Here is a 12,337-nt window from a genome sequence, read left to right as displayed (position 1 = left end):
GGTCTGGCCTCCGCACCCCTGGTCAGGACACCGCCAGCATCCGGTCCAGCGCCACCTTCGCGAGTTCGGCCTCGTGCGGCGGCACCTGGATGTGATTGACGATCTTGCCGTCGGCAAGGTTCTCCAGCGTCCACGCCAGATGCTGCGGGTCGATACGCTGCATCGTCGAGCACATGCACACCGTCGGCGCCATGAATTGCACGATCTTGCCTTCCGGCTTCACTTCCTCGGCCAGGCGATTGACCAGGTTCAGCTCGGTGCCGACCAGCCAGCGCGTGTTCGGCGCCGCGTTCTTGATCACGTTGATGATGTACTCGGTCGAACCGACATAGTCGGAATTCACGCACACGTCCAGGCTGCTTTCCGGGTGCGAGATCACGAGGCCTTCCGGATGCTGCATGCGCCAGCGGCGGATATGGTTTTCCTGGAACATCTGGTGCACCGAGCAGTGCCCCTTCCACAGCAGGATCTTCGCGTTGCGGATCTGCTCCGGTGTGAGGCCGCCGTATTCGAGGTCCGGATCCCATACCACCATCTGCTCGAGCGGAATGCCCTTCTTGTAGCCCGTCCAGCGCCCCAGGTGCTGATCGGGGAAGAACAGCACCTTCTCGCGCTGCGCGAAGGCCCAGTCGAGGATCACCGGCGCGTTCGTCGACGTGCACACGATGCCGCCGTGCTCGCCGCAGAAGGCCTTCAGGTCAGCCGCCGAGTTGATGTAGGTCACCGGCGTGATCAGCGCGTCGGGCGTACCGAGCACCTCGCGCAGCTCTCGCCAGCAGCGCTCGACCTTCGCGAGGTTCGCCATGTCCGCCATCGAACAGCCCGCCGCGAGATCGGGCAGGATCGCCTTCTGGTGCGGCTGCGACATGATGTCCGCCACTTCGGCCATGAAATGCACGCCGCAGAAGACGATGAACTCCGCGTCGGTCTGCGACGCGAGCCGCGACAGCTTGAGCGAATCGCCGGTCAGGTCGGCGTGCTGGTACACATCGGCGCGCTGGTAGTGATGGCACAGCAGCACGGCCCGCTCGCCGAGGCGCGCGCGCGCGGCGCGGATGCGCTCCTGGGCCTCGTCGTCGCGCAAGGCATTGAAGCGGTCGAAACTGATGGTGGCGGTCTGCATCGTCTTCGGTAATTCGTCGCAATAATCGTCAATCAAACCGGCTGCGCGCCGGCGTGTCAAATCGGCGCACGTACGCGCTCAGCCCTGGTGCCAGGGCAGTCCGGCATGGCGCCAGCCGCCGATGCGGCTGCGCTGACCGTTCGCGTCGCGGTCGCCCTCGAACCCCTCGAGCACGTTGTAGCAGCTCTGGTACCCCGCCTCCGTGGCGGCCCGTGCCGCCTTGTCGGAGCGCGCACCCGAACGGCACATGAACATCACCAGCGCCTCGGCATCGACTTCGCGCCCGAACTGCGCGAGAAAGTGCGAATTCGCGACGTTGCCGGGATAACCCATCCACTCGATCTCGACGGCGCCGGGCACGCGGCCGACCCAGTCCCATTCGGCGCGCGTGCGCACGTCGACAAGCTTCGCACCGGGCGCGAGCTGCCACACCTCGTAGGCCTCGGCCGGCGTGAGCGCGCCCGCATACGGGAGCTTCATCTCCTGCGCTCGCTGCTGGGCGAGGCGGAGCAGGTCGGTCAACTTTCCCATTGCATCCATCCGGCTAGAATTGCTCGATCGGAACTTGAGTATACCCATACCGCTAGCGCCATGGACCACTCGACATCAGGCAAGTCGCGCCGAAGCGGCGCCGACGAGGCACGCAGCCGCGGCATACAGCGCGTCGCGCTCGTGGCGATCGCCACGAACACCGTGCTCTCCATCGGCCAGATCGCGGTCGGACTGTTCGCACACGCGTTCAGCCTCGTCGCCGATTCCGCGCACACGCTCTCCGATCTATTCACCGACTTGCTCGTACTGATGGCCGGACGACGCGGCGCCGAGCCGGCCGACCGCGACCACCCGTACGGCCACGGCCGCATCGAGACCGCCGCCTCGCTGCTGCTGGGGCTCGTGCTCGCCGGCGTCGGCACGGGCTTCCTGTGGAGCTCGGGCCTGCGCCTGCAGCACATGGACGCAGCTCCGCCGCTGCACCCCGTGGCTCTCGGCATGGCCCTGGTGACGCTCGGCGCGAAGGAAGTCCTGTTCCGCTACACCCTCGCCGCAAGCCGGCGCCTGAAAGCCCCCGTGCTGGAAGCCAATGCCTGGCACGCACGCTCGGACGCCGCATCCTCGCTGGTCGTCGCCGTCGGCATCGGCGGCAGCCTGGCCGGCTACCCCTTTCTCGAGCCGCTCGCAGCCGCTCTCGTCGGCTTCCTGATCCTTCACATGGGCCTGCGACTCGCCTGGAAGGCTGTGCGCGAACTCATCGACACCGGCCTGTCCGAGCAGGAAGTCGCGCGCATCCGCGACACCATCCGGGCGACGCCGGGCGTCATCGGCCTGCACGACCTGCGCACCCGCCGCATGGCCGATCGCGTGCTGTGCGACGCCCACATTCAGGTCGACCCGCGCATCACCGTGTCCGAAGGGCACCAGATTTCCGACACGGTGTACTTACGCGTGCGCACCGCTCACCCCGACGTGCGCGAGGTATTGGTGCATGTCGACGCCGAAAACGATGCGCTACTGCAGAGCGCCGGACTCACGCCCCTGCCCGAACGCACCGAAATCGTGCGTACCCTCGAAGCCCTGATCGACCGGCCGCTCGCGACGCCGCCGCGCGTGCTGATCCACTACCTCGGCGACCGCATCGAGGCCGAGGTGATCCTCGGCGCAGCTGACCTCGACGAAATCCCCCGCGACGAGCTGCGCCTGCGCATCGACGCCCTGCTCGCGGAGCGCCCTCACTACCGGGCCATCACCATCCTGGGCCGGATCGCACCTTGATGGTGCATGCACAGCACGGCACGCACATTTTCGGTGCACGCGCAGACCTTCTCACCGCTTCGCCCGAACCCGCAGTGCTTTCCGTCCCTTATTCCGCCGCTTCCGCCACAGCCCCGCGCACCTCGTTCACGCGCGTCCGCGATACGCGCACTCGCCCTTGTGGCACAATGCCCGGCGAAGCCGAACTTACGCATGGCACAGATACTGCTTACTTCCGCTCCATCGGAAGTTTTCCGTTACCAACAACCGCTTTCGCCTCTTCTCATCAGGAGTGAATATGAACGCTCAAGACGTCATGAAGATGATCCAGGAAAACGAAGTCCGCTTCGTCGACCTGCGCTTTACCGATACGCGTGGCAAGGAACACCACGTCGGCCTGCCCGTTTCGGCGTTCGAGGAAGATCACTTCGAGCACGGCCACCCCTTCGACGGCTCCTCGCTGGCCGGCTGGAAGGGCATCCAGGCCTCCGACATGATCCTGCTGCCGGAAGCCCGCACCGCCTTCATCGACCCGTTCTTCGACGAGACCACCCTCGTCCTGACCTGCGACGTCATCGAACCGTCCGACGGCAAGGGCTATGACCGCGACCCGCGCTCGATCGCCAAGCGCGCCGAGGCCTATCTGAAGAGCACCGGCCTGGGCGACACCGCCTTCTTCGGTCCGGAACCCGAATTCTTCATCTTCGACTCCGTCGAGTGGTCCGTCGACATGTCGGGCGTGTACAGCAAGATCATCTCGGAAGAAGCCGCGTGGTCGACCGCCGACAAGTTCGAAGGCGGCAACACCGGCCACCGTCCGCGCGTCAAGGGCGGCTACTTCCCGGTTCCCCCGGTCGACAGCCTTAACGACGTGCGCGCCGCCATGGTGCTCGCGCTCGAAGCCGCCGGAGTACCGGTGGAAGTGCATCACCACGAGGTCGCGAACGCCGGCCAGTGCGAGATCGGCACCAAGTTCAGCACGCTGACCCAGCGCGCCGACTGGACCCAGATCCTCAAGTACATCGTGCACAACGTCGCACACCAGTACGGCAAGACCGCGACCTTCATGCCGAAGCCGATCGTCGGCGACAACGGCTCGGGCATGCACGTCCACCAGTCGATCTGGAAAGACGGCCAGAACCTGTTCGCGGGCAACGGCTACGCCGGCCTGTCCGACATCGCGCTGTACTACATCGGCGGCATCATCAAGCACGCCCGCGCGCTGAACGCGATCACCAACCCGGGCACCAACTCGTACAAGCGCCTCGTGCCGCACTACGAAGCCCCGACCAAGCTCGCCTACTCGGCCCGCAACCGTTCGGCCTCGATCCGCATCCCGTACGTCGCCAACCCGAAGGGCCGCCGCATCGAAGCGCGCTTCCCGGATCCCCTGGCCAACCCGTACCTGTGCTTCGCCGCCCTGATGATGGCCGGCCTGGACGGCATCCAGAACAAGATCCATCCTGGCGATCCGGCCGACAAGAACCTGTACGACCTGCCGCCGGAAGAAGACGCGCTGATCCCGACCGTGTGCACCAGCCTCGAACAGGCGCTCGAGTACCTCGACAAGGATCGCGAGTTCCTGACCCGTGGCGGCGTGTTCTCGAACGACTTCATCGACGCCTACATCGCGCTGAAGATGGAAGAAGTCGACCGCATGCGCATCACCACCCACCCGGTGGAATTCGACATGTACTACAGCCTGTAATCTCCGGATTACGCTGAGGTCGAAGGGGGACGGGCATTGCCCGTCCCTTTTTTATGGGGTCTAATGCCCCACGTATGCATTGCGGGAGGCCCGTCTCGGCACCGGATGCATCCCTGACTCTCCGACCGACGGACATGCGAACTCTTCCGGTACTGCTCCTTCTGCTCGCGTCCCCCCTGGCCCAGTCCCAGGTCTTCAAGTGCGTGGACGCAAACGGCGCCGTCACCTACACCAACGACCGCAACCAGGGCCGCGGCTGCAAGCAGCTCAGCGAGGACCAGGCCGTCTCCTCGGTTCCCGCCCCGTCCAAGCGCGCGCCCTCGGCATCCCAACCGACCCCATCGAATTTCCCGCGCGTTGCCCCTGACGCACAGCGCGCCCGCGACGACACCCGCCGGCAAGTGCTGGAAAAGGAACTCGCCACCGAGGAAGCCGCCCTCGCCGATGCCGAAAAGGCCGTCGCCGAGCAGGAAGGGCGCTACCAGGGCGCCGAGCGCCGGCTGCCCGTCGTCCAGAGCCGGCTGCAACCGCTGCGCGACACGGTCGAACTGCACCAGCGCAATATCGAGGCCCTCAGGAAGGAACTCGGCAACCTGAAGTAGGGGCAACTGCAAGCTGGCGTGTTTTTTGCGAGACCAAAAGGGATTCCGAGAACACACCCATGCCGAACACGCCCAAACCCCCCGCTCTTGCGGGCCCCTTCGCCGGGCTCGATCTACTCTCGTCGGCCGTTGTCGTCGTCGACGACCATCTGCTGATCCGCTACCTCAACGCCGGCGCCGAAAACCTCTTCGCCGTCAGCCACCGGCGCCTGATCGGCGCCCCGCTGTCGCAGCTCCTCGGCGAACCCGCCGGCCTGGCCGCCGCGCTCGACAACGCGCTGCGCAAGAACTGGAGCTACACGGGCCAGGATCTCAAGATCGCCCGCCCCAACGCCGAGCCGCTGCACGTCGACTGCACCGTGAGCCCGGCCGAGGCAGCGGGTTTGCGCCTGCTCCTCGAGTTCCGCCCGATCGACGCGCAATTGCGCGTCGCACGCGAGGAACAGCTGCTGCAGCAGCAGCAGGCCAACCGCGAACTGATCCGCAACCTCGCCCACGAGATCAAGAACCCGCTCGGCGGCATCCGTGGTTCCGCGCAGCTGCTGGAACGGGAACTCGCCGACCCGCAGCTGCGCGAATATACCGAGGTCATCATCGCCGAGGCCGACCGCCTGCAGGACCTGATGAACCGGCTGCTGACCTCGCACTGCATGATGCGGCCGGACCAGCTCAACATCCACGACGTGCTGGAGCGCGTGCGCCGCCTGATCCTCGCCGAGTACCCCGAGATCACGATCCGCCGCGACTACGACACGAGCCTGCCCGAACTCACCGCCGACCGCGAACAGCTCATCCAGGCCATTCTCAACATCGCGCGCAACGCCGCGCAGGCGATGGAGGGCCGTGGCGAGATCCGCCTGCGCACGCGCGTCGCCCGCCAGGTGACGCTCGCAAAGCGCCGCTTCAAGCTGGCATTGGAATTGCAAGTAATCGACAACGGCCCCGGCATTCCGGATGAGATCCGCGACAAGATCTTCTATCCGCTGGTCTCGGGGCGCGAAGGGGGGAGCGGCCTCGGTCTCTCGCTGGCACAGAGCTTCGTCGAGCAGCATCAAGGCATGATCGAAGTCGAAAGCCGCAAGGGCCGCACCTGCTTCACCATCCTGTTGCCGATCATCGACCGTGCCTGACGCCCCAAGGAGCGGCACGATCGCACCAAAAAGGTGCATTAAATAATGAACACCGTCTGGATCGTTGATGATGACCGCTCCATCCGCTGGGTGCTCGAGAAGGCACTCGGCCGCGAGGACATCCCGCATCGCAGCTTCTCGTCCGCCAACGAGGCTCTCTCCGCGCTCGAGATCGAACCGACCCCGCCCAAGGTACTGATTTCGGACATTCGCATGCCGGGCGAGTCCGGCCTCAGCCTGCTCAAGCGGGTGAAGACGCTGCACCCGCAACTCCCGGTCATCATCATGACCGCATACTCGGATCTGGAGAGCGCGGTGTCGGCCTTCCAGGGTGGCGCCTTCGAATACCTGCCCAAGCCGTTCGACGTTGATCAGGCCGTTGCACTGGTTCAGCGCGCGATCGCGCAAAGCTCGCACCAGAAAGGTGCATCGGAGAGCACCGCGCTCGCCCCCGAGATCCTCGGCCAGGCGCCGGCGATGCAGGAAGTCTTCCGCGCGATTGGCCGCCTCGCGCAGTCGCACGCCACCGTGCTGATCAACGGCGAATCGGGCACCGGCAAGGAACTCGTCGCGCGCGCGCTGCACCGCCACAGCCCGCGGGCCGACGCCCCCTTCATCGCAATCAACACCGCGGCGATTCCGCGCGACCTGCTGGAATCCGAGCTGTTCGGCCACGAGCGCGGTGCCTTCACCGGCGCAGCCGCCCAGCGGCGCGGACGCTTCGAGCAAGCCGACGGCGGCACGCTTTTCCTCGACGAGATCGGCGACATGCCCGCCGAACTGCAGACGCGCCTGCTGCGCGTGCTCTCCGACAACCACTTCTACCGCGTCGGCGGCCAACAGCCGATCCGCACCAACGTCCGCGTCATTGCAGCGACCCACCAGAACCTCGAAGACCGTGTCCGCCAGGGCCTGTTTCGCGAAGACCTGTTCCACCGCCTCAACGTCATCCGCCTGCGCCTGCCGCCGATGCGCGAGCGCCGCGAGGACATCCCGCTGCTCGTCGGGCACTTCCTGCAGAAGAGCGCTCAGGACCTCGGCGTGGCGCCCAAGCGCGTGTCCGACGCGGCAATCAAGTACTTGCAGGCCCTGCCCTTCCCCGGCAACGTGCGGCAACTCGAGAACCTGTGCCACTGGCTCAACGTGATGGCGCCCGGTCAGGTCGTCGAGATCGCCGACCTGCCGCCCGACATGAAGGCACAGCCCGACCGCGAGGCGCCGATCAGCTGGGCGGACGGGCTCGCGCTCGAAGCCGACCGCCTGATCGCAACCTCACCGGGCGAAGTGTTCGAGCGCCTCACGCGCGACTTCGAACGCACGCTGATCCGCCGCGCCCTCGGCGCCACCGGTGGCCGCCGCATCGAAGCCGCGCAGCTGCTGGGAATCGGACGCAACACCATCACGCGCAAGATCCAGGAACTCGGCATGGACGACGAACGCCCCGCGCCGCCACCGGCCTGACGCCACAGCCACCCTGGTCCGGCCGCAGGAACCCCCCGCGCCGCCGGGATGCAGCGCACCGCACTCGTGCATGCGCATGCAATGACGGATAATGCAGGTTTTCACGTATCGCACGGGAAGACCGGCTTGAGTGCACCCACCTCCGACGCGCCGCTGAACGCCGCAGCCATCCTCCAGCAACTCGGCGATCTCGCCGGCACCTTCGACGTGCAGGTGCTCGACGAGTGCGCCTCCACCAACAGCGTGCTCATGGACGCGACGCCGGCGGACGACGGACGCGTCCACGTCGTCGTCGCCGAACGGCAGACCGCCGGACGCGGCCGGCGCGGCCGCCAGTGGCAGTCGTGGCCCGGCGGCAGCCTGACCTTCTCGACCCTTTGGCGTTTCGTGCCCGGCGCCCCGGTACCGGCCGGACTGTCGCTCGTCGCCGGTCTCGCCGTCGTCCGTGCGCTGGAAATACTCGGCGTACAGGGCCTGCAGCTCAAGTGGCCCAACGACGTGCTCGTGAATGGCCACAAGCTCGCCGGCATCCTCGTCGAACTGCTGCCCGGCCGCGGCCGCACCCCGGCGGCCGTCGTCGGCATCGGCATCAACCTGCACCTGCCCGCGGGAACACGAATCCCCGACCAGCCCGCCGTCACCGACCTGGGCGAGCACCTCGCCACGCGGCCCGACCGCAACCGCCTCCTCGCGGCGGTGCTCACCGAGCTGTATGCCCTGTTCGACACCTACGCCGCCGCCGGTTTCCCCGCGCTGCGCAGCGCCTGGCAGCAGCGCAACGCCTTCGCCGACCTGCCCGTACGCATCACCGGCGACGGAAACGAGATCACCGGCATCTGCGTCGGTGTCGACGACGACGGCGCCCTGCTCCTGCGTACCGACGAGGGCCTGACCCGCATCCTCACCGGCGAGGTCTCGCTGAGGGCCGCGCAGTGATCCTGCTGATCGACGCCGGCAACACACGCGTCAAATGGGGCCTTTTCGGCGACGGCGTGTGGCAGGGCGAGGGCGCGCTCGAACATGCGCGCGTCGACGAGCTCGGCGCCATCGCGCAAGGCTGCGCCGGCATAACCAGGGTCTTCGGCTCCAACGTCGCCGGCTCCGATGTCGCCGACGCGATCGCACATGCCCTGCACGGCCACGCCCCCGCCCCGGAATGGCTGCGCTCGTCAGCCGCGTGCTGCGGAGTACGCAACGCCTATGACCAGCCCGGCCAGCTCGGCACCGACCGCTGGGCGGCCCTGATCGGCGCGCGCGCCCTGCACCCTGCCGCCTGCCTCGTCGTCAGTGCCGGCACGGCGACCACGATCGACATCCTGGCCGCAGACGGCCTCTTCCGCGGCGGAGTGATCCTCCCCGGCGAACACCTGATGCGCCGCTCGCTCGCCCGCGACACCGCCCAGCTGCCGTTCGCCGACGGCCGCTTCGTCGATGCCCCGCGCAACACCGCCGACGCCATCGCATCCGGCTGCGTCAACGCGCAGGCCGGCGCCGTCGAGCGCATGTTCCGGCACATTGCGCACGAAACCGGCGCCCTGTGCCTGCTGAGCGGCGGCGGCGCCGACATGCTCGCCAACGCGCTGGACATCCCGTTCCGACACGTCGACAACCTGGTCCTCAAGGGCCTAGCAGTCGCCGCCACACAGCCCGACACGCCGTAGGGAGGCGCGTCGCACCACCGCCAAACGACAAAGAGGGAGAAGACCAGATGACCGAACCGACCCGCATCCTGCTCGACGAGAACGAGATCCCGACGCACTGGTACAACGTCGTCGCCGACATGCCCAACCCGCCGTCCCCCTCGCTCGGGCCCGACGGCAAGCCGGTGAGCCCCGAGCAGATGCTGGCGATCTTCCCCGGCCAGATCCTCGAACAGGAGATGAGCGCCGAGCGCTGGATCGCGATCCCAGACGAAGTGCGCGAGATCTACAAGATCTGGCGCCCCAGCCCGCTGATGCGTGCCGTGCGCCTCGAACGTGCGCTCGGCACCCCGGCGAAGATCTTCTTCAAGCACGAAGGCGTCTCCCCCGCCGGCTCGCACAAGCCCAACTCCGCCGTACCGCAGGCCTTCTACAACAAGCAGGCCGGCATCAAGCGCCTCGCCACCGAGACCGGCGCAGGCCAGTGGGGCTCATCAATCGCCTTCGCCGGCCAGATGTTCGGCCTCGACGTGCGCGTCTACATGGTCAAGGTCAGCTACCACCAGAAGCCCTACCGCCGCCTGATGATGCAGACCTGGGGCGCCGAAGTGTTCGCGAGCCCGTCCGAGATGACCCAGACCGGCCGCGACGCACTCGCCAAGGATGCGGACAACCCCGGTTCGCTCGGCCTCGCCATCTCCGAAGCCGTCGAAGAGGCCGCCGGCCGCGCCGACACCAACTACACCCTCGGCTCGGTACTCAACCACGTGCTGTTGCACCAGACCATCATCGGCCTGGAGGCGAAGAAGCAGTTCGACAAGATCGGCCTCTACCCCGACGTCGTCCTCGGCCCCTGCGGCGGCGGCTCGAGCTTCGGGGGCATCGCCTTCCCCTTCCTCGCCGACAAGGCCTCGGGCGACAAGCGCGCCGAGAAGCTCCGCTGCGTCGCTGTCGAGCCGACCTCCTGCCCGACGCTGACGAAGGGCCAGTACGCCTACGACTTCGGCGACGCCTCCGGCTTCACGCCGCTGATGAAGATGTACACGCTGGGCCACGATTTCATGCCGCCGGGCATCCACGCCGGCGGCCTGCGCTACCACGGCGACTCGCCGCTGGTGTCGCAGCTCTACCACGAGGGACTGCTCGAGGCCGTCGCCGTGCCGCAACTCGCCACCTTCGAGGCCGGCGTCATGTTCGCGCGCAACGAAGGCATCATCCCGGCGCCCGAGTCCTGCCACGCGATCCGCGCCGCCATCGACGAGGCGCTCGCGTGCAAGGCCACGGGCGAGCCGAAGGTAATCCTCTTCAACCTCACCGGCCACGGTCACTTCGACATGAGCTCCTACGACCGCTACTTCTCCGGCCAACTCGAAAACTACGACTATCCGGCCGAAGCGGTCGCCGCCTCGCTCGCGCACCTGCCGAAGTTCGGCTGAGGCTTGGGGCCAGAATCGGTCGCCTATCCGGTAAAGTTCGCCCATGCGCATCGTATTCGTCATTCTCGTGCTGCTCAACCTGCTCGCCCTGGCGTCGATCCGGGGCTGGCTGGGCAACTCCGCGCCCGAAGGCGAACCCGAACGCCTGAGCAACCAGCTCAACCCGGACCGCATCGTGCTGCGCCCGGGCGGCACCGCCCCCCAGCGCGAAGCCGAAGCGGCAACGCCGCCCGCCGAGCAGACCGCCGCCCTGCCCGAAACCGCCAACGGCCGCGAAGCGCCACCGCCCGCAACCCCTGCGGCCGCTGCGCCGGCATTGCCGCAGGCCTGCACCGTCATCGGCGGACTCGCCGAAAGCGAAGCCGATGCCCTCATGCAGGCTGCCATCGCGGGCAAACCCGGACTGCGCGGCGAACGCAAAACCAGCAGCACCCCCACCGCGTGGTGGGTGCGCATCCCTCCCAACGGCGGGCGCGAAGCGGCCGAACGGCGCGTCGCCGAACTGCGCAGCCAGGGGGTATCGGAACTCTTCATCGTCAACGACCCCGGCCCCAACCAGTACGCGATCTCGCTCGGCCTATTCAAGACCGAAGCCAAGGCCCAGCAACACCTCGCGACAATGCAGGCGAAACAGGTGCGCGGCGCCGGCATCGCCTCGCGCACGACCACCGTTCACCGCATTGAGGTCCGCGGCCCGGCAAGCACCCTCAAAACCCTCACCAGTTCACCGGCCGTGCGCCGGTCGGGCGCAACCATCAGCGAATGCACACCATGAGCAACAGCCCCTACATCGTCGGCCTCACCGGCGGCATCGGCAGCGGCAAAAGCGCAGCGGCCGACCGTTTTGCCGAACTCGGCGCCGCTATCGTCGACACCGATGCCATCGCGCATGCCCTCACCGGACCGGGCGGACAAGCGATTCCGGCGATCCGCGCGGCCTTCGGCGACGCCGTGATCACACCCGACGGCGCACTCGACCGCAAGGCCATGCGCGACCGCGCCTTCGCCGACCCGAACGAACGGCGCCGGCTCGAAGCGATCCTGCACCCGGCGATCGGCGCCGAAAGCGCACGTCAGGTGAGTGCGGCGCGCGCCCCCTATGTCGTGCTGGTCGTGCCGCTGCTGGTCGAATCCGGCAAGTATCGCGAACGATGCGACAGCCTGTGCGTCGTCGACTGCCCCGTCGAGGTCCAGATCGCGCGCGTCATGACGCGCAGCCACCTGCCGGAAGAGCAGGTCCGCGCCATCATGGCGACCCAGGCAAGCCGCGAACAACGCCTCGCCGCCGCCGACGAGGTCATCGACAACGGCAGTGATCTCGCGACGCTCATCACGCAGGTCGACCGCCTACACGAAAAGTACCTCGCCGCCGCCCGCACGGTCGCCTGAAAACGCCCACGGACAAAGGCTTTTCGGGCGATTCCGCGCCGCAAACGGACAGGCCGCGGCATATCCCCTGTGCTATCATCCCGGCACTAACGGGAGATC

The 12,337-nt window shown here is 67.4% G+C and carries 12 protein-coding genes; 10 read left to right on the top strand and 2 right to left on the bottom strand.

Annotated elements, in window-relative coordinates; translation table 11 throughout:
* Positions 1-22 precede the first annotated feature (22 nt).
* Together nadA and AzCIB_RS02870 are read right to left on the bottom strand one after the other, a co-directional pair.
* A complete protein-coding gene (gene nadA, locus AzCIB_RS02875) occupies positions 23-1,123 on the bottom strand; it encodes a quinolinate synthase NadA (RefSeq protein WP_050414509.1) in 1,101 nt (366 codons plus the stop codon).
* Between the two features lie 78 nt (positions 1,124-1,201).
* Positions 1,202-1,654 (bottom strand): rhodanese-like domain-containing protein, encoded by a 453-nt coding sequence (locus AzCIB_RS02870; RefSeq protein WP_050414508.1) that lies wholly within the window; start codon positions 1,652-1,654, stop codon positions 1,202-1,204.
* A 60-nt stretch (positions 1,655-1,714) separates the two neighbouring features.
* Between AzCIB_RS02870 and AzCIB_RS02865 the strand changes: the two genes are divergently transcribed.
* The 10 genes from AzCIB_RS02865 (at position 1,715) to coaE (ending at position 12,238) form a co-directional block, all read left to right on the top strand.
* The gene (locus AzCIB_RS02865; RefSeq protein ID WP_050414507.1) at positions 1,715-2,893 is read left to right on the top strand and encodes a cation diffusion facilitator family transporter; all 1,179 of its coding nucleotides are present in this window, start codon (positions 1,715-1,717) and stop codon (positions 2,891-2,893) included.
* A 277-nt stretch (positions 2,894-3,170) separates the two neighbouring features.
* On the top strand, positions 3,171-4,580 hold the full coding sequence (gene glnA, locus AzCIB_RS02860) for a type I glutamate--ammonia ligase (RefSeq protein ID WP_050414506.1): 1,410 nt from the start codon (positions 3,171-3,173) through the stop codon (positions 4,578-4,580).
* 134 nt (positions 4,581-4,714) lie between these two features.
* Complete coding sequence (locus AzCIB_RS02855) at positions 4,715-5,182, top strand: DUF4124 domain-containing protein (RefSeq protein WP_050414505.1); 468 nt, start codon at positions 4,715-4,717, stop codon at positions 5,180-5,182.
* A 59-nt stretch (positions 5,183-5,241) separates the two neighbouring features.
* Positions 5,242-6,312 (top strand): nitrogen regulation protein NR(II), encoded by a 1,071-nt coding sequence (gene glnL, locus AzCIB_RS02850; protein WP_050414504.1) that lies wholly within the window; start codon positions 5,242-5,244, stop codon positions 6,310-6,312.
* A gap of 45 nt (positions 6,313-6,357) precedes the next feature.
* Positions 6,358-7,773, top strand: coding sequence for a nitrogen regulation protein NR(I) (gene ntrC, locus AzCIB_RS02845; RefSeq protein WP_050414503.1), 1,416 nt, complete (start codon positions 6,358-6,360; stop codon positions 7,771-7,773).
* 126 nt (positions 7,774-7,899) lie between these two features.
* Entirely contained in the window at positions 7,900-8,709 is an 810-nt protein-coding gene (locus AzCIB_RS02840; RefSeq protein ID WP_050418177.1) for a biotin--[acetyl-CoA-carboxylase] ligase, read from the top strand.
* On the top strand, positions 8,706-9,434 hold the full coding sequence (locus AzCIB_RS02835) for a type III pantothenate kinase (RefSeq protein ID WP_050414502.1): 729 nt from the start codon (positions 8,706-8,708) through the stop codon (positions 9,432-9,434). Before AzCIB_RS02840 ends, AzCIB_RS02835 begins: the two co-directional genes overlap by 4 nt.
* A gap of 47 nt (positions 9,435-9,481) precedes the next feature.
* Complete coding sequence (locus AzCIB_RS02830) at positions 9,482-10,849, top strand: TrpB-like pyridoxal phosphate-dependent enzyme (RefSeq protein WP_050414501.1); 1,368 nt, start codon at positions 9,482-9,484, stop codon at positions 10,847-10,849.
* Positions 10,850-10,892: 43 nt separating this feature from the next.
* The gene (locus AzCIB_RS02825; protein ID WP_050414500.1) at positions 10,893-11,624 is read left to right on the top strand and encodes an SPOR domain-containing protein; all 732 of its coding nucleotides are present in this window, start codon (positions 10,893-10,895) and stop codon (positions 11,622-11,624) included.
* Entirely contained in the window at positions 11,621-12,238 is a 618-nt protein-coding gene (coaE, locus tag AzCIB_RS02820; protein ID WP_198149606.1) for a dephospho-CoA kinase, read from the top strand. Before AzCIB_RS02825 ends, coaE begins: the two co-directional genes overlap by 4 nt.
* Positions 12,239-12,337: the final 99 nt, after the last annotated feature.

The sequence above is a fragment of the Azoarcus sp. CIB genome, from assembly GCF_001190925.1.
GTDB lineage: Bacteria > Pseudomonadota > Gammaproteobacteria > Burkholderiales > Rhodocyclaceae > Aromatoleum.
Note: the sequence above shows the minus strand (reverse complement) of the source record. Positions and strands in the feature narration are given on the sequence as shown.